The organism is Streptomyces sp. NPDC043876 (genome assembly GCF_056435825.1).
The window spans coordinates 959,671-984,635 of the sequence record NZ_JBWKDV010000001.1 but is presented as its reverse complement, the minus strand read 5'-3'; the positions used below and the strand labels follow the sequence as shown (position 1 = coordinate 984,635).

General features: G+C 73.0%; 23 protein-coding genes and 1 tRNA gene. 10 read left to right on the top strand and 14 right to left on the bottom strand.

What is annotated here, in order from left to right:
• The first annotated feature begins 18 nt into the window (after nucleotides 1–18).
• Nucleotides 19–1,545 (top strand): DoxX family protein, encoded by a 1,527-nt coding sequence (locus tag AC0693_RS04785; protein ID WP_478800954.1) that lies wholly within the window; start codon nucleotides 19–21, stop codon nucleotides 1,543–1,545.
• A 403-nt stretch (nucleotides 1,546–1,948) separates the two neighbouring features.
• On the opposite strand, the gene AC0693_RS04780 is transcribed toward AC0693_RS04785, so the two are convergent.
• On the bottom strand, nucleotides 1,949–2,362 hold the full coding sequence (locus AC0693_RS04780; protein WP_356416387.1) for a hypothetical protein: 414 nt from the start codon (nucleotides 2,360–2,362) through the stop codon (nucleotides 1,949–1,951).
• 176 nt (nucleotides 2,363–2,538) lie between these two features.
• On the bottom strand, nucleotides 2,539–3,627 hold the full coding sequence (locus AC0693_RS04775; protein WP_356416390.1) for an ABC transporter ATP-binding protein: 1,089 nt from the start codon (nucleotides 3,625–3,627) through the stop codon (nucleotides 2,539–2,541).
• A 197-nt stretch (nucleotides 3,628–3,824) separates the two neighbouring features.
• Between AC0693_RS04775 and AC0693_RS04770 the strand changes: the two genes are divergently transcribed.
• On the top strand, nucleotides 3,825–4,496 hold the full coding sequence (locus AC0693_RS04770) for a hypothetical protein (RefSeq protein WP_478740491.1): 672 nt from the start codon (nucleotides 3,825–3,827) through the stop codon (nucleotides 4,494–4,496).
• 201 nt (nucleotides 4,497–4,697) lie between these two features.
• Here AC0693_RS04770 and AC0693_RS04765 read toward each other — a convergent pair whose 3' ends face one another.
• Nucleotides 4,698–6,071, bottom strand: coding sequence for an RNA-guided endonuclease InsQ/TnpB family protein (locus AC0693_RS04765; RefSeq protein ID WP_478740490.1), 1,374 nt, complete (start codon nucleotides 6,069–6,071; stop codon nucleotides 4,698–4,700).
• 159 nt (nucleotides 6,072–6,230) lie between these two features.
• Here AC0693_RS04765 and AC0693_RS04760 point away from each other — a divergent pair.
• A tRNA-Thr gene (locus AC0693_RS04760) sits at nucleotides 6,231–6,306 on the top strand.
• Between the two features lie 85 nt (nucleotides 6,307–6,391).
• On the opposite strand, the gene AC0693_RS04755 is transcribed toward AC0693_RS04760, so the two are convergent.
• Nucleotides 6,392–7,789 (bottom strand): NAD(P)/FAD-dependent oxidoreductase, encoded by a 1,398-nt coding sequence (locus AC0693_RS04755; RefSeq protein WP_478800953.1) that lies wholly within the window; start codon nucleotides 7,787–7,789, stop codon nucleotides 6,392–6,394.
• Between the two features lie 96 nt (nucleotides 7,790–7,885).
• Between AC0693_RS04755 and AC0693_RS04750 the strand changes: the two genes are divergently transcribed.
• Both AC0693_RS04750 and AC0693_RS04745 read left to right on the top strand, forming a co-directional pair.
• Nucleotides 7,886–8,356 (top strand): GNAT family N-acetyltransferase, encoded by a 471-nt coding sequence (locus AC0693_RS04750; protein WP_469318021.1) that lies wholly within the window; start codon nucleotides 7,886–7,888, stop codon nucleotides 8,354–8,356.
• 38 nt (nucleotides 8,357–8,394) lie between these two features.
• Complete coding sequence (locus tag AC0693_RS04745) at nucleotides 8,395–9,054, top strand: pentapeptide repeat-containing protein (RefSeq protein WP_468469034.1); 660 nt, start codon at nucleotides 8,395–8,397, stop codon at nucleotides 9,052–9,054.
• Between the two features lie 23 nt (nucleotides 9,055–9,077).
• On the opposite strand, the gene AC0693_RS04740 is transcribed toward AC0693_RS04745, so the two are convergent.
• The 4 genes from AC0693_RS04740 to AC0693_RS04725 form a co-directional block, all read right to left on the bottom strand.
• Nucleotides 9,078–9,581: a hypothetical protein gene (locus tag AC0693_RS04740; RefSeq protein ID WP_356416407.1), complete on the bottom strand. Its 504-nt coding sequence runs from the start codon at nucleotides 9,579–9,581 to the stop codon at nucleotides 9,078–9,080.
• Between the two features lie 78 nt (nucleotides 9,582–9,659).
• Nucleotides 9,660–11,141, bottom strand: a complete 1,482-nt coding sequence (locus AC0693_RS04735) for a M4 family metallopeptidase (protein WP_478800952.1) — start codon at nucleotides 11,139–11,141, stop codon at nucleotides 9,660–9,662.
• 185 nt (nucleotides 11,142–11,326) lie between these two features.
• Nucleotides 11,327–12,007: a response regulator gene (locus AC0693_RS04730; protein ID WP_468469037.1), complete on the bottom strand. Its 681-nt coding sequence runs from the start codon at nucleotides 12,005–12,007 to the stop codon at nucleotides 11,327–11,329.
• Nucleotides 12,004–13,233 (bottom strand): sensor histidine kinase, encoded by a 1,230-nt coding sequence (locus AC0693_RS04725; RefSeq protein WP_469318019.1) that lies wholly within the window; start codon nucleotides 13,231–13,233, stop codon nucleotides 12,004–12,006. The genes AC0693_RS04730 and AC0693_RS04725 overlap by 4 nt, the downstream gene beginning before the upstream one ends.
• A gap of 638 nt (nucleotides 13,234–13,871) precedes the next feature.
• Between AC0693_RS04725 and AC0693_RS04720 the strand changes: the two genes are divergently transcribed.
• Together AC0693_RS04720 and AC0693_RS04715 are read left to right on the top strand one after the other, a co-directional pair.
• Entirely contained in the window at nucleotides 13,872–14,423 is a 552-nt protein-coding gene (locus AC0693_RS04720; RefSeq protein WP_478800951.1) for a GlcG/HbpS family heme-binding protein, read from the top strand.
• A gap of 19 nt (nucleotides 14,424–14,442) precedes the next feature.
• Nucleotides 14,443–15,894 carry a M1 family metallopeptidase gene (locus AC0693_RS04715; RefSeq protein ID WP_469318017.1) on the top strand — a complete coding sequence of 484 codons (1,452 nt, stop codon included), beginning with the start codon at nucleotides 14,443–14,445 and terminating at the stop codon, nucleotides 15,892–15,894.
• Here the strand turns inward: AC0693_RS04715 and AC0693_RS04710 are convergent.
• Nucleotides 15,878–16,405, bottom strand: a complete 528-nt coding sequence (locus AC0693_RS04710) for an N-acetyltransferase family protein (RefSeq protein ID WP_478740484.1) — start codon at nucleotides 16,403–16,405, stop codon at nucleotides 15,878–15,880. The genes AC0693_RS04715 and AC0693_RS04710 overlap by 17 nt on opposite strands.
• 154 nt (nucleotides 16,406–16,559) lie before the next feature.
• The gene (locus AC0693_RS04705) at nucleotides 16,560–17,135 is read right to left on the bottom strand and encodes a TerD family protein (RefSeq protein WP_469318016.1); all 576 of its coding nucleotides are present in this window, start codon (nucleotides 17,133–17,135) and stop codon (nucleotides 16,560–16,562) included.
• A 214-nt stretch (nucleotides 17,136–17,349) separates the two neighbouring features.
• On the opposite strand from AC0693_RS04705, the gene arfB reads away from it, so the two are divergent.
• Nucleotides 17,350–17,775, top strand: coding sequence for an alternative ribosome rescue aminoacyl-tRNA hydrolase ArfB (gene arfB / locus AC0693_RS04700; protein ID WP_356416429.1), 426 nt, complete (start codon nucleotides 17,350–17,352; stop codon nucleotides 17,773–17,775).
• Nucleotides 17,776–17,853: 78 nt separating this feature from the next.
• Here the strand turns inward: arfB and AC0693_RS04695 are convergent, their stop codons facing one another.
• Nucleotides 17,854–18,480 (bottom strand): flavin reductase family protein, encoded by a 627-nt coding sequence (locus AC0693_RS04695; protein ID WP_478800950.1) that lies wholly within the window; start codon nucleotides 18,478–18,480, stop codon nucleotides 17,854–17,856.
• Nucleotides 18,481–18,769: 289 nt separating this feature from the next.
• On the opposite strand from AC0693_RS04695, the gene cdgB reads away from it, so the two are divergent.
• The gene (cdgB, locus tag AC0693_RS04690; protein ID WP_478800949.1) at nucleotides 18,770–20,506 is read left to right on the top strand and encodes a diguanylate cyclase CdgB; all 1,737 of its coding nucleotides are present in this window, start codon (nucleotides 18,770–18,772) and stop codon (nucleotides 20,504–20,506) included.
• A gap of 79 nt (nucleotides 20,507–20,585) precedes the next feature.
• Nucleotides 20,586–21,623 carry a CBM35 domain-containing protein gene (locus AC0693_RS04685; RefSeq protein WP_469318014.1) on the top strand — a complete coding sequence of 346 codons (1,038 nt, stop codon included), beginning with the start codon at nucleotides 20,586–20,588 and terminating at the stop codon, nucleotides 21,621–21,623.
• Nucleotides 21,624–21,663: 40 nt separating this feature from the next.
• On the opposite strand, the gene AC0693_RS04680 is transcribed toward AC0693_RS04685, so the two are convergent.
• The 3 genes from AC0693_RS04680 to AC0693_RS04670 form a co-directional block, all read right to left on the bottom strand.
• Entirely contained in the window at nucleotides 21,664–22,596 is a 933-nt protein-coding gene (locus AC0693_RS04680) for a 1-phosphofructokinase family hexose kinase (protein WP_469318072.1), read from the bottom strand.
• A 151-nt stretch (nucleotides 22,597–22,747) separates the two neighbouring features.
• Nucleotides 22,748–23,899 carry an N-acetylglucosamine-6-phosphate deacetylase gene (nagA, locus tag AC0693_RS04675; RefSeq protein WP_478800948.1) on the bottom strand — a complete coding sequence of 384 codons (1,152 nt, stop codon included), beginning with the start codon at nucleotides 23,897–23,899 and terminating at the stop codon, nucleotides 22,748–22,750.
• Nucleotides 23,899–24,831 (bottom strand): ROK family protein, encoded by a 933-nt coding sequence (locus tag AC0693_RS04670; RefSeq protein WP_469333011.1) that lies wholly within the window; start codon nucleotides 24,829–24,831, stop codon nucleotides 23,899–23,901. The genes nagA and AC0693_RS04670 overlap by 1 nt, the downstream gene beginning before the upstream one ends.
• Nucleotides 24,832–24,965 lie beyond the last annotated feature (134 nt).

Here is a 24,965-nt window from a genome sequence, read left to right as displayed (position 1 = left end):
CACCCATCACTCGGTTAGATGAGTGTGGACACCAGAACGCCAGGGTTCGACGAACAGCCCGCGCTGAGCATGGTCAAGGTGCCGTGCGACCCCGCACAGGTCATCGTGAACCACGCCAGCTTCCGTGTGCGGCTCGCTCCGAGCCCGAGCGCGCGTCCCAAGACCCCCGCGAACGGCCCCTTCCCGGGCCGCGCGCCCGCCCTCGCCGGGGCCGCGATCGCCGCGGGGGCGGCCCGCCGCCGCGCCCCCGTCGTCTGGAGCGGCAAGTCCGCCCCCGGCGACGCCGCCGCGATGGGCGGACTGCTCCAGGCCGTCCGGGACGCGGGACGCGGCCACGACGAGTACGACGGCGGCGACACCCAGGTCATCCCGCGCATCGACCTCGCCCAGGACCTCGCCGACGACACCCTCACCACACCCACCGTCATCGGCCAGCGCAGCTACGGCGACCCCGACGACACCCGCTCGATGGCGCCCGTACGCGGCCTGCCCCACGCCGAGCAGTACGGCGACGGCCCCGACCGCACCGGCACTCCTGGCGAAGACACCCGGCGCGCCAACGGCGACACCCGCGGCCAGGCCTCGTACTACCCCGGCCGCCGCATGAACCTCGGCGTCGTGCTGCTCCCGCTGCGCGTCTTCCTCGGCTTCATCTCCATCTACGCCGGCATGGGCAAGCTCTGCGACCCCGTCTACTTCGACGGCGGCGAACGCGGCTCCATGGTCACCTGGCTGCGCACCCTGCACCCCTGGGCGCTCGCCGAACCGCTGCGCGACTTCGCCCTCGCCCACCCGGTCGGCGCGGGCCTCAGCGTGGCGTTCCTCCAGGTCGTGGTCGGCGTCCTCACCGTCTTCGGCCTCTGGCAGCGCTTCGCCGCCTGCTTCGGCGCGCTGCTCTCGGCGGCCCTGCTGATGACCGTCAGCTGGAAGACCGTCCCCGCCTACGACGCGCCCGACATCATCTACCTCGCCGCCTGGAGCCCGCTGATCATCGCGGGCGCCCCCGTCTACTCCCTGGACGGCCGGCTCGCGGGCGAGGCCTGGCGCACGCTGGGCCCGCGCTCCGAGATCTGGCGACTGCGGCGCCGCGTCCTGCGCCGCGGCGCGGTCATGGCGACCGTCGTCTGCGGACTGACCCTCCTCGTCGGCTCCCTCCTCGGCGGCGCGGTCCGCTCCTCGACCGTCGTCACCGTCCCCGGCCCCGGCCAGGCACCCAGCAACTACCTGCCCGGCTCCCCGCTGCCGCAGGCACCCTCCACCTCCCGCCTCCCCGCGAAGCAGCAGCCCTCCAAGACGGCCGTCCCCTCCGCGAAGCCCTCCGAGACCCCCGCGAAGACCGGCCGGACCAGCACGGGCGCGCCGTCGAAGTCCACGGCGGGCACCGGCGCCGGATCGCCGTCCGCGACCCGCTCCGGGACGAGCCAGCCCCAGCGGAGCACCACCTCCGGCCAGTCCACCCCGCAGAAGTCCTCCGGCACGGGCAACGGCGGTGCCTCCAGCCCGGCGAAGAAGCCCGGACTGGTGGGCGGGCTGCTGGGCGGCTGACCCGCCCGGCGCAGCACGAGTGACGGGGCCCGGTACGCGCATCTCGCGTACCGGGCCCCGTCGGTCGTGCGCGCTGCCGCGGGGAGCCGGGAGCGGGGAGTGGGACGCGTGGCCCGAGGGCCAAGACGCGCCCGTGGAGGGCCGATTGGTGCGTGGCTCGCCGTCCGGGCCTCCACCATGCCGATCGCCCGCCAGGGGGCCCCTGAGGCGGCGGGAGGCCCGCCGGGTACGCGTCCCCCGGCGGCGGCCCGGGTACGGCCACGGCCGCGCACCCCGGCCGCCCGCCAGGACCACCGCCGGGGCGGTGCCTGGGAGGAGCGGGCCGAGGTGCGCGGCCGCGGTATGACCAACGGGGCTGTACGGGCAGGGCGGACGAGACGGGCGGAGCGGGGAAGCGGGCCGGTCAGCTGAAGGAAGCGACACCCGCGGCGTACGAGGTGTCGCACACCGGCCGCGCGAAGGTCTGCGCCTTCGTGGGCCCGTACACGTCCACCGCGGCGCGGCCGATGGCCCGGGCGATGCCCACGCAGTGGTCGGCGAGCGACGGCCGCCGGTCCACCTCCTGCTGGAGGTGCGTGAGGACGACGCCGGGCTCCTGGCCCTGCTGGAGTTCACCGAGGAGCTTCGCCCGCAGCACGTCCTGCGCGGCGAGCGGCTTCGCGGGAACGTTCACGTTCTCGGCGGAGGCGGTGAGGATCTGGGACGGGGTGCTGTCGGCCCAGGGAACCATGGTGACCGCGAGGGTCCCGGACAGGACCAGGACGACGGGCAGGACCAGGGCGAGGGAACGGCCGATACGGCGGGCAGAATGGGTCACGAAGGCGAGAGTAGCGCTCGGTGAAGATATGGCGACATTTAGTCACCCGGTCGGGGGACGGTTCGACGTGGCTTTTCGAATGGGGCGTTGACGAACGCTGCTCGAAAACCACCCGATTGGCGGGGAAAACGAATGTTGGGCGCGCCCGAGCACGCCCAACACCCGCTACCCATCGATCAGTTGGCCAGCCGCTCGCCCGAAGAGGTCGAGAACACGTGCGTCTCACCGGCGCGCGGCACCACGTTCAGCACCGAGCCCTTCTCCGGCACCTGACGGCCGTTGACCCGGACCACGATGTCCTGCTCCTTGCCGTCGATCGTCGCCGTGCCGTACACGTAGCCGTCCGCGCCCAGTTCCTCGACGACGTTGACCGTCACGGCCAGGCCGCCCTCGGCGGCGATGTCGAAGTGCTCGGGACGCACGCCGACCGTCACCGTGCGGTCCCCCGCGTCCGCCGCGGCGGACAGCGCTTCGCGGGCGATCGGGACCAGGGCGTCGCCGAAGGTCACGCCGCCGTCGGTGATCGGCACCTCCACCAGGTTCATCGCGGGCGAGCCGATGAAGCCGGCCACGAAGAGGTTCGCCGGGCGGTCGTACATGTTGCGCGGGGTGTCCACCTGCTGGAGCAGACCGTCCTTCAGCACCGCGACCCGGTCGCCCATGGTCATGGCCTCGACCTGGTCGTGCGTGACGTACACGGTGGTGATGCCCAGACGCCGCTGGAGGCTCGCGATCTGCGTACGGGTGCTGACGCGGAGCTTGGCGTCCAGGTTCGACAGCGGCTCGTCCATCAGGAAGACCTGCGGCTGGCGCACGATGGCACGGCCCATCGCCACGCGCTGGCGCTGACCGCCCGAGAGGGCCTTCGGCTTGCGGTCGAGGTACGCGCGCAGATCCAGGATGTCCGCCGCCTCTTCGACCTTCTTGCGGATGGTCGCCTTGTCCACACCGGCGATCTTGAGCGCGAAGCCCATGTTGTCGGCGACGGACATGTGCGGGTACAGCGCGTAGTTCTGGAACACCATCGCGATGTCCCGGTCCTTGGGCGGCAGGTGCGTGACGTCGCGGTCACCGATGCGGATCGCGCCGCCGTTGACGTCCTCCAGCCCCGCGAGCATGCGCAGCGAGGTGGACTTGCCACAGCCGGAAGGGCCGACGAGCACGAGGAACTCGCCGTCCTCGACGTGCAGCTCCAACTGGTCGACGGCGGGCTTGTCGCCCCCCGAGTAAATGCGGGTCGCCTTGTCGAACGTGACAGAAGCCATGGTGATGAATCCCTTCTACCGGCAGGAACGTGCCGGACGATCCGAGTAGGAAGGTCTAGTCCAGTCAACCGGACTCCGCCCGACGCTACCTGCCGCGGTCCGCTCCTGTCAGCACCTGGAGCGCGTGACTTCTCCGATGGCATGACTTCTCCGATGAACGGCCGCGACTGTCAGAGGCGGCTGCTTTGATCCCGTCCATGACCGTCTACGACCTGACGCGCGCCCTGCCCGACATCGCCACCCTGCGCGACCGCTGCCGGGCGATGGCCGCACTGGAACTGGTGATCAGCGGCAACGAGAGCGGCGGCTACTTCTCCTACGCCCTCGCCTGGGGCCCGGGGGAGGAGGCCGCCCTGATGGACAACGGCTCGGGCGACGACTACGCCATCGTCTTCACCCCGGACGGGGTCTTCGGCTGCGGCTTCGACCACGAATCGCCGATGAGCCCGTGGGCCCGCGAGGACGACCCGGCACCCTGGCCCGGACTGGTGGACGGCATGCCGGAGGTGTTCGCACCGCAGCTGACCGAGGCCGCCTTCGCCACGGACGAGGGCGTCATCAACGCCACCGCCGTCTTCTGGCGCGAAACCGGTGACACGGCCTGGCGGGCGGGCACGGTCGAATTCCCGGCGGACACACCCGACCCCGACGGCACGGACCACCTCTTCGCCGTCCTGGCCGCGGGCACCCCGGAGGCCTACCACGCCTTCGCCGAGGACTACTACGAGAGCGACCTCCCCCTGGACGCGGTCCGCCACCTCTGGGAACTGCGCCCCCCGACCCAGGCCGTCGTGGACGCCCTCAACCCGGGCCTGCCGCTGGAGGCGGTGGCCCCGAGGCTGGCGCGGGTGGGGTACCCGGGGGTGTGAGGGGCCAGAGCACCACACTTTTGACCTGACGAGGGGCAGAGCAGTTCCCTTTTGACCCCCGCCGCCGCCCTCGCGAGCGACGCTTCCTGCTTCACCGTCCGCTGCCGCTCGGCGCACCCCTGAGAGATGCACCGGGAGGTCTTACACAGACTCCACAGGCATGAAGGCCGACGGCCCGTCGGCCTGTTGCTCATGTACGGCTTATGCCGCCGTGATGCATTCGGGCAGCTCCGACGCGCGGATGACCGACGGCGGCGCCTTCCCGGTCGGGAGCGCCGCCGCCACCACCCGGTACAGCCGCAGTCCCTCGTCGCGGAGGTTCACCGCGGCGTTCCCGTCACGGTCGTGGACGGCCCCACAGGCAGCGCACGTCCACGAGCGCACGGACAAGCCCAGCCGCTCGCCCTTCGTATGACAGCTGGAGCAGCGCCGGGTGGAGGGGAAGAACCGGTCGACGACGACCACGGTGCGCCCGTACCAGCCCGCCTTGTACCGGAGCATGTCGAGGAGCATGCCCCACGACGCGTCGCTGATGGCCTTGCTCAGCTTCGAGGAGCGCAGGAGGTTCGCGACGGCCAGGTCTTCCACCACGAGCACTTGGTTCTCGCGCACGAGGCGGGTGGTGAGCTGGTCGAGGCCGTCCTTGCGGACATCACTGATCAGTGCGTACAGCTTGGCGATCTTCGCGCGCGTCTTCCCGCGGTTGCTCGACCCCTTCCGCCTGCGGTGCAGCTCCCGCTGGAGCCGTGCCAGCTTCTTTTCGTACTTCTTCAGCAACCGTGGGTGGTCCACCGTGCTGCCGTCGTCCAGGGTGACCAGGGCGGTCAGTCCGAGGTCGATCCCGACGGCCTTCGGAGCGTCCGTGCCGGGGACGAAGACGCTGGGCAACCGCGCTATCCGCTCCTCCACGAGGACGTAGAGGAAGAAGCGTCCGGCGCGGTCACGCGTCACCGTCAGCTTCACCGGCGTGATCCCGGCGGGGAGCGGGCGGGACCAGCGCACGTCCAGTGGCTCCGTCTGCTTCGCCAGGGCGATGAGCCCGGTACCGGGCCGCTCGGGATCCTCGTGCCACCGGAAGCCGGTACGGACGTACGTCGCCGCATCCCGGGACCGGTGCTTGCGCTTCGGCTTCGGGTACCTCGCCGTTCCCTTGAAGAAACGGCTGAACGCCGAGTCGAGATGGCGCAGTGACTGCTGGAGTACGGTCGATGACACCTCTTGGAGCCACGGGGTCTCCGGGGCCCTGCGCCAGCCGGTCAACGCCCGGGAGGTCTCGGCGAAGCCGAGGGAGACGTGGTGCTCCTCCCAGGCCTTCGCTCGTAGGGCCAGGCCCTCGTTGTAGACCCAGCGGCAGGCGCCGAACGTCCGCAGCAACTGCTCGGCCTGTGTGTCGGTGGGGTAGAAGCGGTAGAGGTACGTCCGCTGTTGCGTGCCCGGTTCCTTCGTACGGCTCGTGAGCGGTTTCGCTGCGCGCTGCTGGTGCTTGCGCTGATCCGGGATGCCCAGGACCTCGCGCTTGAGGCGCTTGGCCTCGGCGCCTATGACGCGCTCCTTCTGCTCCGCGGCTTCTGCCACGAACCCTCCCACCCCTACGGTCCGATAGTCGGACGTGTACTTCAGTACGGAGAACGAACTGGCGGGCGAGGGGTTACGGGGACCGGAAAGTTCTTCGCGGGGGTGTCTGGCTGCTGTGTAGAGTGAAGGCGATTCTGTGCGCTGCGCAGTGTCACATGTGCCGCCTTAGCTCAGTTGGTAGAGCCACGTACTTGTAATACGTAGGTCGTCGGTTCGATTCCGACAGGCGGCTCCATCCCAGGTCAGAGGCTTGTTGATCAAGGGGATTCGAACGAAAGCGGAAGGCCCCGGGCAGTCGCCCGGGGCCTTTTGCGTGTCCGTCAGTGGCGGCCCGAGATGCGGTCGGCCAGGCGGGCCAGGGGGGTCGTGGTGGCTGCGTGGGTGGTGGTTTCGTGGCGGTCGGCTTCGCGGTAGGCGGCGTAGAGGGCCTGGACGCCGAGCCAGCGGAAGGGTTCCGGTTCCCAGCGGCGGACGCGGTGGTTGACCCACGGGAGGGTGGTCAGGGCCGTGGGGCCGGACTGGCCCGAGTCCTGCTGGACCAGATCGCACAGGGTGCGCGCGGCCAGGTTGGCGGTGGCGACGCCCGAGCCGACGTAGCCGCCGGCCCAGCCCAGACCCGTGGCGCGGTCGAGGGTGACCGAGGCGCACCAGTCGCGCGGCACGCCGAGGACGCCGGACCAGGCGTGGGTGACCGGGATGCCGGTGAGCTGGGGGAAGAAGGAGGTGAGGAGGGTGGTGAGGGCTTCGATCGTGGCGGGCTGGGTGCGGCCGTCGTTGTCGGTGCGGGAGCCGTAGCGGTAGGGGACGCCGCGGCCGCCGAGGGCGATGCGGTCGTCGGCGGTGCGTTGGGCGTACATGTAGGCGTGGGCCATGTCGCCGAGGGTGGCGCGGTCGGTCCAGCCGAGGGCGTCCCAGGTGGCGGCGGGCAGCGGGGCGGTCACGATCATCGAGGAGTTCATCGGGAGCCAGGAGCGCTTCTGGCCCTTGAGGGAGGCGGTGAAGCCCTCGGTGCAGCGCAGGACGTACGGGGCGCGGACGGTTCCGTAGGGGGTGACGGCCTGCTTGGGGGCGATGGCGGTGACCGGGGTGGATTCGTGGATGGTCACGCCGAGGCGTTCGCAGGCGTCGGCGAGGCCGGTGACGAGTTTGGCGGGGTGGATGCGGGCGCCGTGCGGGCTCCAGGTGCCGCCGACGGCGTCGGCGACGTCGATGCGGGCGCGGGTGTCGCGGGCGCCGAGCAGGACGCGGTCGGTTTCGCCGAAGGCGGTTTCGGCGGCGTGGAAGGCCTTGAGGCGGTTCAGCTGGGCGGGGCTGCGGGCGACTTCGAGGACTCCGCCGTGGTGGATGTCGGCGTCGATGCCTTCTTTGGCGGCGGTGTCGATGACCTCGGTGACGGTGTCGTTCATGGCTTTCTGGAGGCGTACGGCGGCCTCGTGGCCGTGCAGCTTCGCGTAGCGGTCGCGGCCGGCGATGCCGTTGTAGAGCCAGCCGCCGTTGCGTCCGGAGGCGCCGTAGCCGCAGAACTTCTGCTCCAGGACGGTGATCCGGAGGAAGGGGGCGGCGCGTTTGAGGTAGTAGGCGGTCCAGAGGCCGGTGTAGCCGCCGCCGACGATGACGATGTCCGCCGTGGCGTCGCCGGTCAGGGGTTCGCGGGGTGGCGGGGTGCCGTCCGTCGCGTACCAGAAGGAGATGCCGCCGTTGATCGTCGTGCTGCTCATGGGGGAGTGGTACACCGCGTTCCGCAGGGGTGTCCAGGGTTCGGGCCCGTGTGCGGGGGCGGTGTACTCGCCTGGGGCGCGGCTTAGGCTGCGGGAATGATCCGTACAGCGACTGAGGCAGATGTCCCCGCGATTCACGCGATGGTTCGTGAACTCGCCGAGTACGAGAAGGCCTTGCACGAGGTGCGGGCCACGGAGGAGCAGCTGCGGGAGGCGTTGTTCGGTGAGCGTCCGGCGGTGTTCGCGCACATCGCGGAGACGGCGGAGGGTGAGGTGGCGGGTTTCGCCCTGTGGTTCCTGAACTTCTCGACCTGGCGCGGGGTGCACGGCATCTATCTGGAGGACCTGTACGTGCGTCCGGAGCACCGCGGTGGGGGGTACGGGAAGGCGTTGCTGCGGGAGCTGGCGGGGTTGTGCCGGGAGCGGGGTTACGAGCGCCTGGAGTGGTGGGTGCTGAACTGGAACGAGCCGGCGATCAGGTTCTACGAGTCGCTGGACGCGGTGGCGCAGGAGGAGTGGACGGTGTTCCGGCTGACGGACGGGGCGCTCGCGGAGCTGGGGGGCTAGGGGGTCGCGTTGTCGGTGGGGTGGGCCAGGATGGGTCCATGGTGCGAAAAGTGAAGGCCGTGCGGCGGGCAGAGGTGCGGTTGCCGGGGCTGCGGCCCTTCGGGGACGCGGAGCTGGAGCCGGACGGGGATTACGACGGGCTGGAGTTCGCGGACCGGGACCTGGGCGGGCAGGAGGGGGCGGGGGCGCGGTTCCTGGACTGCGCGTTGCGGCGCTGTTCGCTGGACGGGACGGGGCTGGCGCGGGCGCGGTTCGTGGACGCGGTGCTGGAGGGGGTGCGCGGGGTGGGTACGGATCTCGCGGGGGCTTCGCTGCGCGATGTGGAACTGCGCGAGGTGCGGTGGGGCGGGGTGCAGTTGCACGGGGCGGTGCTGGAGCGGGTGCTGGTGCGGGGCGGGAAGATCGATTACCTGAACCTGCGGACGGCGCGGTTGAAGGACGTGGTCTTCGAGAGCTGTGTCCTGGTGGAGGCGGATTTCGCGGGGGCGGTGCTGGAGCGGGTGGAGTTCGTCGACTGTGCGCTGCGCGGGGTGGACTTCGGCGGGGCGCGGATGACGGACGTGGATCTGCGGGGGGCGGTGGAGCTGGACATCGCGCGGGGGGTGGAGTCTTTGGCGGGTGCGGTGATCAGCTCGTCGCAGCTGTTGGATCTGGCTCCGGTGCTGGCGGCGCAGGTGGGGTTGCGGGTGGAGGGGTAGGGGGGGCGCGGGTCGTTGCCGCTTTAGGCGGGGACGCGGGGGAAGCGGGTCTGGAGGGTCCAGATCGTGGGGTTGTCGGCCAGTCCGTCGTGCATGTCGGTGAGGTCGGCGATCACGTCGTGGAGGAAGTCGCGGGCCTCGCGGCGCAGCAGGCGGTGGCTGAAGGTGAGGGGGGGTTCCTCGGGGTCCATCCAGTCGGCTTCGACGTCGACCCAGCCGAAGCGGCGTTCGAAGAGCATGCGGTCCGGGGATTCGGTGAAGTCGAGTTCGGCGTACTGGCGGTTGGCGGCGCGGCTGCCGCGGGGGTCCTGGTCGAGTTGCTCGACGATGTCGCAGAGGGCCCAGGCGAAGTCGAGGACGGGGACCCATCCCCAGGCTGTGGACACTTCCCGGTCGGCGTGGGTGTCGGCGAGGTAGACGTCGCCGCAGAAGAGGTCGTGGCGCAGGGAGTGGACGTCCGCCGAGCGGTAGTCGGTCTGCGGGGGGTCGGGGAAGCGCCGGGAGAGGGAGTAGCCGATGTCGAGCACGTAGTCGATGGTGTCACGGCCCGGCGCACCGTGCGGCCGCAGGGGCGTCCGGGGCCGGGGGGTGGCCGGGCCGTGGGTTCAGTGGACGTTGACGGCGTTCCAGGCGGCGGCGACGGCGGTGCGTTCGGTGCTGGTGGCGCCGTAGAGGTCGGTGGCGGCCTGGAGGGTGGCCGTGCGGGCGCGGGAGTAGGTGGAGGTGGAGGTGAGGTGGACGGTGAGTGCGCGGTACCAGATGCGGACGGCCTTCTCCCGGGTGATGCCGGGGAGCTTGGAGCCGTCGTAGGTGGGGGAGTCGTAGGTGACTCCGTTGATCACCTTGCGGCCGCTGCCTTCGGAGAGGAGGTAGAAGAAGTGGCGGGCGGGGCCGGAGGCGGCGTGGGGGTCGAGGGTGCCGATGTCGCGGGACCAGTAGTCGCGTGAGGAGCCGTCGCTGCTGGGGCGGTCCATGGTGCGCGGGGCGTCGGGGTAGGCGCGTTCGCCGATGAGGTAGTCGCCGGGGTCGGCGGGGTTTTCGGCGAAGAATTCTCCGGCGGTGCCGAGGATGTCGGAGGTGGCTTCGCCCAGGGCGCCCGGTTCGCCGGAGGAGAGGAGTCCGGCTGTGGCGGCGGTCAGGCCGTGGGCGATCTCGTGGCCGACGATGTCGAGGGAGGTGGGGGGCTTGCCGGTGCCGGGGGCGCCGTCGCCGTAGTTCACGCAGCCGCAGGAGTCGGACCAGAAGGCGTTGGTGTAGTTGGTGCCGTAGTGGACGCGGGAGGTGATGCCCCGGCCGTCGCCGCGGATGCCGTTGCGGCCGAGGACGCCCTGGTAGAAGTCCCAGGTGACGGCGGTGCCGTAGTGGACGTCGACGCCGGCGGTCTGGCGGTTGGTGGGTGTGCCGTTGCCCCAGAGGTCGTCGGCGTCGGTGAAGAGGACGCCGCCGGTGGTCTGGTTGAGGGCGTCGAGGGTGCGCTGGTCGCCGCGGGGGACGTCGCGGAGTTGGTGGAGGGCGCCGTTGGGGGTGGTGCCGAGGGGGACCGTGCCGGCGTACTGGCTGGTGCCGGTGCCGGCGTGGACGGTGTCGTACGAGCCGAGTACGGCGCCGGTACGGGCGTCGGTCACGGTGTGCAGCTCGCTCGGGGTGCCGTCGGGCCGGGGGGTGCGGGTGAGGGTGTCCCAGGCGGGGGCGGGGGCGCCGGTCGCGGCCCAGATGATCCGGCGGGCGCCGGGGGCGGGGGCGGGGGTCCGGGCGGTGGTGGTGGCGGCTGTCCGGAGGGCGGCCGGGGTGGTGGTGTCGGTGGTGGTGCGGGAGCCGTCGGGGCGCTGGTGGACGATCAGGTCGCCGCCGATGACGGGGACGTCGCCGAGGGTGCGGTCGTAGTGCGTGTGGGTGGTGCCGTCGGGGTCGGTGACGGTGGCGTCGGGGCGGGCGGTGAGGCGTTCGGCGGTGGCGCTGGTGGTGGCGGGGTCTGCCGGGGCGGCGTTCGCCGGGGCGGCGAGGGTCGCGAGGGTGGCGGCGAGCACCGCGGTGGTGGCGGTGGCGAGGCGGACGAGGGTGCGGGGGGAGGACGCGGGGTGGGTCACTCGGGCTCCTTCGCGGGCGGCGGCGCCGGGGTGGGGCGCGTGGAGCGGAGCGTGCCAGCGGAGGGTGCGCGGGGGACAGGGGTGGGGCGGGGGCGGGGTGTGGTTGTCCGAAGAGGGGGCGTGACTGTCCGGTTCTGGGCGGGTGGTGCCGGGGGGTATGTGGGCGGGGGCTCGCGGTGTTCCGGTCAGGACGGGAGGAGGCGCTGTTCCTTGGCGACCGAGACGGCGCCCGCGCGGGTGTCGACGCCGAGCTTGTCGTAGATCCGGCCGAGGTGGGTCTTGACGGTGGCTTCGCTGATGAAGAGGGCGCGGGCGATGTCGCGGTTGCCGAGGCCGCGGGCGAGCTGGCCCAGGATGTCCAGTTCGCGTTCGGTCAGGGTGGGTTTCGTGCCGCGCATGTGGGCCATCACGCGGCTGGCCACGGGCGGGGAGAGCGTGGTGCGGCCCTGGGCGGCGGAGTGGATCGCGGCGAAGAGTTCCTCGGGGCGTTCGGCCTTGAGCAGGTAGCCGGTGGCGCCCGCGGCGATAGCGCGCGTGATGTCGGCGTCCGTGTCGTACGTCGTCAGCACCAGCACGTGCGGCGGGGGCGGTCCCGGGAGCGCGGCGATGCGGCGGGTGGCCTCGATGCCGTCGATGCCCTCGCCGAGCTGGAGGTCCATCAGCACGACGTCGGGGCGCAGCGCGGCGGCCAGCGCCACGGCCTCCTCGCCGCTGCCGGCCTCGCCGACGACCTCGATGTCCGGTTCGCTGCCGAGGAGGGCGAGCAGGCCGGCGCGGACGACGAGGTGGTCGTCGCAGAGCAGGATCGTCGTCGGGGCCGTCCCGTGCGGCGGGGTCGTGCGGGCCTGCGGGGGCGTCCGGGTCATCGGGGAGGCTCCAGTGCGGTCGGGGTGGCGGGGGTCAGGGGGAGCGCGGCGGACAGGACCGTGCCCTCGGAGGGGGTGGATTCGACGGTCAGGGTGCCGCCGAGCTGGCGGACCCGGGCGCGCATCGCGGGCAGGCCGTGGCCGCGGTCGGGGCGGTCGGGGGCGGGCGCCGCCGAGCCGGTCCCGGGGGTGGCGAAGCCGCTGCCGTCGTCGGCGACGTCCAGGACCACCTGGTCGCCGAGGAAGCTGAGGGTGAGGGCCGCGGTGCGGGCGCCGGAGTGCTCGCGGACGTTGGCGAGGGCGCCCTGGGCGATCCGGAGCAGTGCGGACTGGGTCCGGTCGGGCAGCGGTACGGGGGCGCCCTCAAGGTGGAAGCGCACCGTGACCTGCGGACCGGCGTCGAGCCCCCGGAGGGCCTCGGCGAGGGGGACGCCGTCGGCGAGTTCCGAGGGGGCCAGGTCGTGCACCAGGCGGCGGGCCTCGGCCAGGCCGCGGGCCGCGATGCCGGTGGCGGTACGGACGTGCGCGCGGGCGGTGGCCGGGTCCGCGTCCCAGGTCCGCTCGGCGGCCTGGAGCAGCATCCGCTGGCTGGAGAGGTTCTGGGCGAGGGTGTCGTGGATCTCCATGGAGAGGCGCTGGCGTTCGGCGAGGGTGCCTTCGCGGCGCTCGGTCGCGGCCAGTTCCCGGCGGGTGCGCAGCAGGTCGTCGATGAGGGTCCGCTGGGCCCGGCTCTGGCGCTCCATGTGGACGAAGACGGCGGTCGCGAGGGCGGCGACGGCGGGCGGGGCCAGCAGCAGGTTGGGGTCGAAGGCGGTGGCGAGCCGGAGCTGGGCGGCGACGACGAAGGCGGTGAGGAGGGCCACGAGGATGACGGCGGCGCGGGGCGGCAGCGTGCGCAGGGCGGTGTAGAAGAGCGGGACGGCGCACCAGGCGAAGCTGGGGGCGAGGACGACGAGGACCACCCAGGTGGTGACGACGAGGGTGAGCCAGGCGAGGTGGCGGGGGGTGGGCCGGGCCGGGTCCCCGGTGGGGGTGGGCGTGGGGGTGGCTTTGGCGGTGGTGGGGCCGAGGCAGTAGAGGAGGGCCAGGGTGATGCTCAGGGCGATGATCCACGGGGTGCGGGGTTCGCCGGGGTGGCGCAGCAGGAAGCGGGCGACGGAGGAGGTGAGGAGGAGGAAGAAGGCGGTGTGCACGACGGTGGTGAGCGTGCGGCTGGGGGTGTGCACGGGGGGTCCTCCTCCGGAGTGGGTGGGTGGGCGGGGTGCCCGTCCATCGTGCCTGTCCGCGGGGCGCGGAGCCTTGTCGGCCCCGCGGGGGCAAATCCAGCCCGCCCGGCGTTCGAGGGCCCGCCGGAGGCCCCCGGGCGCGCGCCTCAATCGTCGGCGGGGCTGGATCGGGCTCCGCCCGGGCCCGCGCCTCAATCGTCGGCGGGGCTGGGTGTGGCTCGGCCACGGGGGCAGATCCAGCCTGCCCGGCGTTTGAGGGCCCGCCGGAGGCCCCCGAGCGCGCGCCTCAAACGCCGGCGGGGCTGGATCGGGCTCCGCCCGCACCCGCGCCTCAATCGCCGGCGAGGCTGGGTATGGCTCCCCGGGACCGGGTATGGCTCAGCGAGGCTGGGTCGGGCTCCCCGGGGCCGGGTATGGCTCCGCGGACCGGGTGTGGCTCCGCCGGGCCGGGAGCGGGGACCCCGGGAGACCACCGTGGCCCCTCCGGGGAGGTTTCGCATCGGCCGATCGGTTGACCCGCCCCTCAGCCGGTGGGGGCGCGGGGGCGAGCCGGTGCGGGGATCCGGTGGGGTGGGGCGGCGGGACACGATCAGGGGGTGGCCGGGACCCCGGCCCCCGGACGAAGCCCAGGAGCAGCCATGAACACCCGTACCCGTGTCCTCACCGGTGCCGCCCTCGCCGTAGCGCTCGGCGCGGGCACCTTCGGGGCCGTCAGCGCCACCGCCGCCCCGGCCCCCGCGGCCGCCCCCGCCGCGGCCGTGGCCAAGGAGGACGGCGGCAAGAACTTCACCACCTCGACCCACCTGACCATCGACGCGGCCACCCGCGCCGCGCAGGCCGCGCTGAAGGCGGCCGAGCAGGAGAACCAGAAGGTGACGGTCGCGGTGGTCGACCGCAACGGCAACACCCTGGTGGCGCTGCGCGGCGACGGCGCGGGCCCGCAGTCGTACGAGTCGGCGCAGCGCAAGGCGTTCACCGCCGTGTCGTGGAACGCCCCGACCTCCGTCCTCGCGGGCCGCCTCGCCCAGACCCCGAACCTCAAGGACATCCCGGGCACCCTGTTCCTCGGCGGCGGCACCCCGGTCCAGGCCGCGGGCGCCCCGGTCGCCGGCATCGGTGTGGCCGGTGCGCCGAGCGGTGACCTCGACGAGAAGTTCGCCAAGGCCGGCGCCGACTCCCTCATCCGGTAGGCGCCCCTACTATCGGAGCGTGGATCACCGCCCCCGGCCCGCCGCCGCGCCCCTCGCCCTGCTCCTCGTCCTGCTCGCGGGGTGTACGGGCGGCCCGGTGGAGGGCACGCCGGGGGCGTCGGGTCTGCGCGACCCGCTGTTCCCGAAGGCGGGCAACGGTGGTTACGACGTGCAGCACTACGCCCTCGGCATCACCTACGAGCCGGGGCGGCGGCACCTGACGGGGACCGCCGTCATCACCGCCCGGGCCACGCAGGGCCTCAGCTCCTTCAACCTGGACCTCGCCGGGCTGGACGTGAAGGCCGTGACCGTCGACGACGCCGGGGCCCGGTTCAACCGGACCGGGAACGAGCTGACGGTCCGCCCCGCCGAGGACCTGGAGAAGGGGCGGGTCTTCCGTACGCGGGTGAGCTACTCCGGCACCCCGCGGGTCGTCCACGACGCGGACGGTTCGAAGGAGGGCTGGATCCCCACGGGCGACGGCGCGGTGGGGGTCGGCGAGCCGGTCGGGTCGATGGCGTGGTTCCCGGGCAACCACCACCCGAGCGACAAGGCCGTGTACGACATCACGCTCACCGTGCCGCAGGGGTACGAGGCCGTGTCCAACGGGGAGTTGCGCTCGCGGACGGACGACGGGGCGGGCCGGACGGTCTTCGCCTGGCACGGCGACGCCCCGATGGCGAGCTACCTGGCGGTGGCCGCCATCGGCACGTACACGGTCACGACGGGGAAGACCCCCTCGGGGATCCCGGTGTACGACGCCGTCGCGCCCCAGGAGGCGGCCGCCAGCGCCGGGCCGCTCGCGCGGCTGCCGGAGATGGTCGAGTGGGGCAGCGGGAAGTTCGGTCCGTACCCCTTCAGCACCACCGGGGCGATCGTGGAGCGCCGCGGCACCCTCGGCTACGCGCTGGAGACGCAGACCCGGCCGGTGTTCGCCGGGGCGCCGAGCGAGTTGCTCGTCCTGCACGAGGTGGCGCACCAGTGGTTCGGGAACTCGGTGTCGCCCAAGGCGTGGAAGGACATGTGGCTCAACGAGGGCTTTGCGACCTACGCCGAGTGGCTGTGGTCGGAGGACCACGGCGGGCCGAGCGCGCAGGACCGTTTCACCGCGTTCGTGGAGGGCGACACGCGCGTGGATTCCGACGCGGACCGGCCGTGGGGTGACTTCCCGCCCGCCGAGCCGCCCGGTCCCGGGCACATTTCGGACGACCCCGTGTACTACCGGGGCGCGATGGTCCTGCACCGGATCCGGCAGGAGGTCGGCGATCCGGCCTTCTTCGCGCTGGTGCGCGGCTGGGCGGCCGGTCACCGGCACGGGAACGCCGGTACGCGCGACTTCACCGCCTTCGCCGAGGAGTCGACCGGGCACGACCTGGACGAGGTCTGGGACGTGTGGCTGTACGGGAAGGGCAAGCCGAAGGCGGACGACGCGAAGGCGGCGCGGCCCGCCGGGGTCAGCTCCGGCCGGTGAGTGCTTTGCGCAGCACGGTGCAGGGCCGGCCGTGCTGGAGGTCCGGGGCCCGGCGCAGCGCGGTGTAGCCCTGGGCGGTCCAGAAGGCGAGTCCGGCCGGGTTGTCGTCCAGTACGGCCAGGCGCACGCCGCTTCGGCCCGCGGTGCGGAACCGGTCCTCGACGAGGGTGGCGAGCGTACGGCCGTACCCGGCGCGGTGGACGGTGGCGTCGACCAGCAGCAGCCCGATCCAGGGGTCCGGGTCGCCGGATGCCGGGTCGGGGTGGTGGTCGAGGGTGGCGGCGAGGCCGACCAGGCGCCCGGCCGAACGGGCCAGCAGCACCTGGGCGCCGTCATGGGCGAGTTCGTCGGCGAGCGCGGCCGCGACCTGTTCGACGGTGATCCGGGCCGGGTCGGGGAAGTCGCCGCTGAGTTCGAAGAAGGCATGGTTCGTCGCGTAGAGGGCGGCGACCTCGGTGAGGACCGGGCCGGGCAGGGCGCCGTCGAGGGGGACGAGGGGTTCGAGGATCACCGGGCGACGGTAGCAAGGCGCGCCGGTGCCCCCGCGCGGACGGGCGCGGGGGCACGGGCGCGGAGCCGGGGCGGACGGGCCCCGGGAGCCGCCCGGGCGGTGACGCCCGGACGTTGCCGTCGGCCGCCCGGGCGTCACCGCCCGGGCGGCGCGGTCAGACGTTGACGCCGAAGTCCTGGGCGATGCCCGTCAGGCCGGAGGCGTAACCCTGGCCGACCGCGCGGAACTTCCACTCCGCGCCGCTGCGGTACAGCTCGCCGAAGACCATGGCGGTCTCGGTGGCAGCGTCCTCGGAGAGGTCGTAGCGGGCGATCTCGGCGCCGCCGGCCTGGTTCACGACGCGGATGTACGCGTTGCGGACCTGGCCGAAGTTCTGGCCGCGGGCGTCGGCGTCGTAGATGGAGACCGGGAAGACGATCTTGTCCACGTCGGCCGGGAGGGCCGCCAGGTTCACGTTGATCGACTCGTCGTCGCCGGAGCCCTCGCCGGTGCGGTTGTCACCGGTGTGCACGATGCTCTGGTCCGGGGTGGACTTGTTGTTGAAGAAGACGAAGTGGGCCTCGGAGTAGACCTTGCCCGTCGGGTTCACCGCGATCGCGGACGCGTCGAGGTCGAAGTCGACACCGGTCGTGGTGCGGACGTCCCAGCCGAGGCCGACGGTCACGGCCGTGAGGCCGGGAGCCTCCTTGCTGAGCGAGACGTTGCCGCCCTTGGACAGGCTTACAGCCATGGGATGTCCCTTTCCTCTGTGCTGCCGGCGCCCTGCGACGCCGTGCGACGTCCTCTGACGCCCTGGTGACGTTACCGCTGACTGTCATAACGCGGGGAGGGGGCGCAGAGGTTCCGGCCGGGCCGCTTTCCGACGGAAGATCCGAAGGAGGAGGGGCGCGGATCCGTGCGAAATGCGGGTGACGCCGGGCGGCCGGGGGCGGATCATAGGGGGCATGCCTGGTCCCTATGTCATCCGCGGTTCGGTCGCGCTGCCCGAAGCCGAACTCACGTGGCGCTTCTCGCGCTCCTCGGGGCCCGGGGGGCAGCACGTCAACACCTCCGACTCCCGGGTCGAGCTGCTCTTCGACGTCGCCGCCACCAAGGCGCTGCCCGAGGTGTGGCAGGCGCGGGCGCTGGAGCGGCTCGCCTCCCGGCTGGTGGACGGGGTGGTGACCGTACGGGCTTCCGAGCACCGCTCGCAGCTGCGCAACCGGGAGATGGCGCTGGTGCGGCTGGCGTCGCTGCTCGCGGAGGCGACGGCGCCGCCGCCGAAGCCGCGGCGGGCGACGAAGATCCCGCGCGGGATCAACGAACGGCGGCTGCGCGAGAAGAAGGCGCGCGCCGAGACCAAGCGGGGCCGCACCGGCCGGGACTGGTAGCGCCGCCCGAGCCCAGCCGCCCGAGCCCAGCCGCCCGAGCCCGGCCGCCCGAACCGCGCGCCGCCCGCGAGCGGCGCCTTACGCCCCCAAGTGCCGGTAGCGCCCGCGGAAGTAGGTGAGGGGCCCGCCCTCGGAGGACGGCAGGCCGGCCGTCAGGACCCGCCCGATGACCAGGGTGTGGTCGCCGGCCTCGACGCGGCTCTCGGTGCGGCATTCCAGGGTGGCCAGCGCGCCGGGCATCAGCAGCGCGCCGGAGACGTCCCCGCGCACGGACGGCAGGTCGGCGAAGAGCAGCCGGTCGCTGATCCGGCCCTTCATCGCGAACCGGCTCGCCACCTGCCGCTGGCTCTCGGCGAGTACGGAGACCCCCCACAGCGGCTGTTCGGCCAGCAGGTCGTCCATCCGTGACCCCTCGCGCAGGCTGACCAGGACCAGTGGCGGGTCCAGGGACACCGACATGAAGGCGGTCGCCGTCATGCCGACGTCCTCGCCGAGGGGGCCGGTCGCGGACAGGGGCTCCTCGCGTGCGGTGACCAGCACCACGCCCGCCGCCAGCCGGGACATGGCTTCCCGGAACTCGTCGTTGCTCACTCCCCCAGCATGAGGGCTGCCCGGGGCGGCGGGGGTCACGGCGGGGATCAGGGGTATCGCGGCTCTTGTCGTCAGCACACCGGGAACGCTAGTCGCGCGGTCCGGGCGCCGCATCGGGCCCTGGTCCGAGCCGGTCCGCGACCCGCGTCCTAGGTCTCGGGGCGGTGTCGTTCCGCGCTCTTCCCGATGCCCCACGTATCGTTTGCTCGCGGGAATGACGGGGAGCGCTCCCAGTCCGCACGGGCCACATTATTCATCCCATGTGACTTAAGTCACAGAGGGCAAGATTTGTTGACCCTGTGTACCTGCGGCACAGCTCACTGTGATTCAGTGGACGGGACACCGCAACGAAACGCCGATGACAAACCTGGAGTTGCTGTCGAGGTCTCGGGGAGAGCGAACGATGGAGACCGAGTCGGAGCCGTACGTCCGTCTTGCGACCCTGCGGCAGCTGCACAAGGTGGTCGCCGAGCTGAACACGGCCCGGAGTCTCGCGGACACCCTGCAGACCGTCGTGGACGGCATCGTCGTGGGCCTCGGCTACGAACTCGCCTGTGTCAACCTGGTACGCCCCGACGGTGATCTCGTCGTCGCCGCCTTCGCCGGCGACCCCGCCGCGGAGGCCCTCATCACCGGCCGCGTGGGTTCCCGCGGCTCCTGGGACCGCCGCCTGACGATGGGCGAGAGCTGGGACGGTCTGCGCTTCATCCCACACACCGAGGGCTGGGTCCTGCTGGAGGACGACGTCCCCCAGTGGCACACCGAGGGCCCCGATCCGCGGTTCGAGGACGAGTGGCACCCCGAGGACCGGCTGTACGCGCCCATGTACGCGTCCGCCGGGGAACTGCTGGGTGTCATTTCGGTGGACAGGCCGCGCAACGGACGCCGCCCCGGGGCCTGGGGACGCGAGGCGCTCCAGATGTACGCGTTCCAAGCGGCCATTGCGATCAGCAACGCGCGGCTGCGCGCGAACATGCAGCGCGCCCTGGTCCGGCTCGAACGCGAGCAGCAGGCGCTGCGGGCCAGCGAGGAGTCGTTCCGCCAGGCCTTCGAGTACGCGCCCAGCGGCATGGCCATCGCCGAGATGGGCGGTGACCAGCACGGGCGGCTGCTGCGCACCAACGACGCGCTGTGCCGGCTGCTGGGACGCCCCGCGTCCGTCCTGCGCCGCTACTCCTTCTCCGACCTCGTGCACCCCGAGGACATCGGCACGCTGCTGCGCACCTCCGCCGAGGGCGGCCGGGCCGAGCTGCGGCTGGGGCGCCGGGACGGCACGTACGTATGGGTGTCGCTGCGCAACTCCGTCGTCGCGGACGCCGCCGACGGCCCGCGCTTCCTGCTCACGCACGTCGAGGACATCGAGGAGCGCAAGCGGCACGAACTCCAGCTCGCGCACCGGGCCAGCCACGACGCGCTGACCGGGCTGCCCAACAGCGCCGAGCTGCGGGCCCGGCTCGGCGCGCGGCTGTGCCGCAGACCGCAGTCCGTGCGGGCGACGGCGGTCGAGGCCCTGGACGCCGCCTTCGAAGGGCGCGACGGCCGGGACGCACGGGACGGGCGGGGTGAGGCGGCCGGCGCCGGCGAGCACGGCTTCCGCCCCGACGGCGGCCCCGACGCCTTCGAGTTCCCCGGCGTGCCGGGGCAGCCGGGCGGTCCCGGGGGCCCGGGGGGCGTGGGGGGAGCGGGACCGTACGACCACCACGTGCACACGGTGGCGCCCGCGTCGGAGGTGGACGACGGCACCAAGGGCCTCGCGGTGCTCTTCTGCGACCTCGACGGCTTCAAGTCGATCAACGACCGGTTCGGGCACCACACCGGGGACGCGGTGCTGATCGAGGTGGCCCGGCGGCTGACGACCGGGGTCAGGGACGGCGACACCGTCGCCCGCCTCGGCGGCGACGAGTTCGTGGTGCTGGCCGACGGACTGGGCGCGGCGGACGCCGCCGACCTCGCCGTCCGGCTGCGCAACGCGATCATCCCGCCGATCCGGGTGGACGGTCGGGCGGTCCGCGTGGGGGCGAGTTTTGGCATCGGCTGGGCGAGCTGCGGGATGTCCGCGGACGAGGTGCTGCGCTCCGCCGACCAGCGGATGTACATCGAGAAGCGGTCGCGGTCCAAGGCGCACCGCCGGGCGGGCTGAGGCCTTCCGCCGGTCGGCGCAGCGCCTGCGGTGCGCCTGTTCGAGGTAGGCTCCCGTGGGTCGAAAGGAGTGACCTGCGATGACGACGCCCGCGAACAACGGCTCGAACGGTGGGGCGAACAAGCCCGAGGACGACGACCCGTTCGGCTACCTCTACGAGGACGGGCAGGCAGCCGGAGCCACACCGCCCGGACAGGGTGGTGGATACGGCTACCCCGGCCCCGCCGGTGGCGCGCAGCCGGGTGTCCCCAGGACCTCCTACAACCAGGTGCGTACGGTCGGCGACCGCACGTTCGGCGGCCAGCGCGGCCCGGTCCCCTACCAGCAGGGCCCCGGCCAGCCCGGCTACCAGCAGGGCCAGGCCCCGCAGTACCAGGCGCAGTACCAGGCGCCCGAGACGCTCCAGGCGGGTGGCTACGGCGGCCCGGCACAGCAGCAGCCCCCGCAGCCGCCGCAGCACCACGCCCAGGCGGGCCCGCCGCACGGCGGCGGTTCCAGCCGCCGGGGCATGCTGATCGCGGCCGCCGCCGTGGTCGCCGCGGTCGCGATCGGCATCGGGGCGGCCGTGATGTTCGGCAACGGCGACAAGGACAAGGACAAGGCGGACGGCAAGGACACCGGTCCGACGCAGGCCCAGTCCTCGCCGCCGCCCTCGAAGCAGCCGAGCGGTTCGCCGTCGGCTTCGGCGCCGTCGAACCTGCCGAAGGCGGACGCGACGGGGTCCGGGTTCGCGCTGGCGGGCGGTGCGGGCGTGCAGAACAGCGTGCCGGGCGCCAAGTCGAGCACCGGGCAGTACGTGGGCGGCTTCAACAAGCCGGGCGCGTCGCTGACCTGGACGCTGGACGTGCCGAAGACCGGCAAGTACAAGCTGAGGATGACCTACGGGGTGCCCGGCAAGGACGGCAGCACCACGCTGACCGTCAACGGCGAGGCGCAGACCCGTCCGATCAACATGAAGAACTGGACGAACGCGAAGCCCGGCGAGTGGGACAAGAGCTGGACCAACACCTACTCGCTGGTCGACCTCAACGCGGGGTCGAACACGGTCAAGATTTCGTGCGAGGCGGGCAACCAGTGCGACGTGCTCATCGACCAGCTGTGGCTGGACCCGGCCTGATCCCTTCGGCCCCTCACGTCGTCCGTCCGTCCGCGCCCGGTCACTGACCGGGCGTCGGTGTGACGGTGACCGACCCCCGTACCTCCTCGTAGGTGCGGGGGTCGAACTCTCCCGCGACCGGGGCGTGCACGGTGGCCGCGGACAGGGCGACCGCGCGGGTGAGGCGCGCGGGCCAGTCCAGGCCCTCGGCGAGGCCGGAGAGCAGGCCCGCGACGGCGGAGTCCCCGGCTCCGGTGGGGTTGCCGGCCAGGGGGCGCGGCGGGGCGGCCTGCCAGGTTCCCTGCGGGGTGGCGGCGAGCAGTCCGGCCGGTCCCAGCGAGGTGACCACGGCGTGGGCGCCGCGGCGGCGGGCGTCCCGGGTGGCGGGCAGCGGATCGCGGGAGCCGGTCAGCTCGGCGAGTTCGGCGGCGTTCGGCTTGATCATTTCGGGGCGGGCGGCGATCCCCCGGCGCAGCGCCTCGCCGCTGGTGTCGAGGAGCACGGGGATCCCGGCCGCGCGGGCCGTGCGCACGAGGACCGCGTAGGCGCCGACGGGGACGCCGGGCGGCAGGCTGCCGCACAGGGCCACGGCGTGCGCGCCGGGCCGTACGAGGGTGTCGTAGTGCTCCAGGAAGGCGGCCCATTCGGCCGGTGTGATCAGCGGGCCGGGTTCGTTGAACTGGGTCGTGTCGCCCGTCGCCGCGTCGGTCACGGCCAGGGTGCGCCGGGTGGGGCCCGCGCACGGCAGGAGCGCGTCGACGACGCCCGGCGCGTGGGCGGCCAGGCCCGCCCGGACCGCGTCGCCCGCCGGGCCGCCCGCGAAGCCGGTGGCGGTGACCTCGTGGCCGAGCGCGGCGAGCACCCGGGCCACGTTGAGCCCCTTGCCGCCGGGGCGCTCGATGACGTCGGACACCCGGTGCGAGGCGTGCGGGAGCAGCCTCGGCACGCGGTAGGTGACGTCGAGTGCGGTGTTGAGCGTGACGGTGACGATCATGCGGCGGGCCCCCGGGTTGCGGTCTGCCGGGATCATGCCAAACGGAAGGCGGTCGGCCCAGTCCCCCGGGCCGGCCGCCCGTGTCGGTACGGCCGCTTGGCCGCTGGTGGCGGGCCGTCAGGCGGCCTGGTGGCGGGGTCGCCGCGGCCCGTCACGCGGCCGGGGTGACGATCCATTCGCCGTGCCGCATGACGCCCTTGACGTCGAAGTCCGCGTCGAGGACGACGAGGTCGGCGTACTTGCCCGGTTCCAGCGAGCCGACCCGGTCGTAGACGCCGAGCAGCCGGGCGGGGTTCGCGGAGATCGCCTGGACCACGGATTCGACCGGCAGCCGGTCCAGGGTCACCGAGCGCTTGAAGGCGGTGTCCAGGGTCAGGGTCGAGCCGGCGATGGAGCCGCCCTCGACGAGCCGGGCCACGCCGTCCTTGACCTCGACCTCCAGCGGGCCGAGGTGGTAGGTGCCGTCGCCGAAGCCCGCCGCGTCCATCGCGTCGGTGATCAGCGCGACGCGGTGCGCGCCCGCGTGGTGGAAGGCCAGCTCCAGCATCGCCGGGTGCAGGTGGGTGCCGTCGTTGATCAGCTCGACGGTGACCCGCTCGTCCTCCAGCAGCGCCGCGATGGGGCCGGGCGCGCGGTGCTCCAGGCCGGGCATCGCGTTGTAGAGGTGGGTGGCGACGGTGGCGCCCGCGTCGATGGCCTCGCGGGTCTGGTCGTAGGTGGAGTCGGTGTGGCCGATCGCGGCGATCACCCCGTGCTCGGCGAGCAGGCGTACGGAGTCCAGGCCGCCCGGCAGTTCGGTGGCCAGGGTGAACATCCGGGCCGCTCCGTGCGCGGCGTCCATCAGTTTGCGGACCTCGGCGGGGTCCGGGTCGCGCAGCAGGTCCTCCTTGTGCGCGCCCTTGCGGCAGGGGTTGATGAAGGGGCCCTCGAAGTGGATGCCCGCGATCTCGCCCTGCTGGGTCAGTTCGGCGAGCAGCGCGGCCCGCCGGGCCAGCTCGTCGAGGTCCCCGGTGACGGTGGAGGCGACCAGCGTGGTGGTGCCGTGCTCGCGGTGCGTGCGGACGCCGCGGAGGATCTCCTCGGGGGTGCCGGAGGTGAAGGAGGCGCCGCCGCCGCCGTGGTTGTGCATGTCCACGAAGCCGGGGACGATCCAGTGCCCGGCCAGGTCGACGGTGTGCGCGTCCTCGCGGGCGCTGCCCGCGATGCGCTCGCCCTCGACGATGACGCGGCCGCCCGTGACGGTTCCGGTGGGCAGTACCACCTTGGCGCCGGAGAGAACGGTGCTGTGTGCGCTTCCGGCCATCAGGCAGGTACCTCCGTGGCGAGTAGGTCCCAGGCGAGCAGACCCGCGCCCAGGCATCCGGCGGTGTCCCCGAGGGCCGCCGGAACGATCTCGGGCAGCCGCTGGAACGTGACGCGTTCCTCCACGGCGGCCCGAAGCGGTGCGAACAGGGTTTCCCCGGCCTCGGCGAGCCCGCCGCCGATGATCAGGGTGCGCGGGTCCAGCAGCGTGAGGGCGGTGACCAGCCCGTCGGCGAGGGCGCCGACGGCGGCGAGCCAGACCTCCCGGGCGCGCGGATCGCCGGAGGCGACGGCCTTGGCGCAGTCGGCCGCGTCCGCTTCGGGGTCGCCGGAGGCCGCGGCCCAGGCGCGGGTGACGGCGGAGGCGGAGGCGAGGGTCTCCAGGCAGCCGTGCTGGCCGCAGCCGCAGGCGGGACCGCCGGGGCGGACCACGATGTGACCGATCTCGCCCGCGTAGCCGTGCGCGCCCGCCTCGATGCGGCCCGCGATGCCGATGGCGCCCGCGATGCCGGTGCCCAGCGGCACGAAGAGGAAGCGGTCGGCGCCGCGGCCCGCGCCGATGCGGCCCTCGGCGAGCCCGCCGGTGCGCACGTCGTGGCCGAGGGCCACCGGGATGCCGCCGAGGCGGTCGCTGAGCAGGGTGCGCATCGGTACGTCGCGCCAGCCCAGGTTCGCCGCGTAGACGGCGATCCCGTTCTCGGCGTCGACGATGCCGGGAACGGCGACTCCGGCGGCGGAGGCGGCCTCGCCACAGCGCCGCACCCCCAGGTCGCGCAGTTCGGCGGCGAAGTCCAGGATCGACTCGACGACGGCGTCGGGGCCCCGGTCGCGGCCGGTCGCCCGGCGCGCTTCGTGGAGCAGGCTGCCGTCTTCGGCGACGAGGGCGGCCTTCATCCCGGTGCCGCCCACATCGAGGGCGATGACGTGTTTCACGGGTTTCACGGTGACAGTCTCGCGTGCTCGGCGGGGAAAGGTCTAGTCCACTGAGAGGGATTGTTGAGTAGCCATACAAATCGGGGGCCCCCGCCCGCACCCGGTTGTGGACAGTCCGCGAAAGTGGTGTAGAC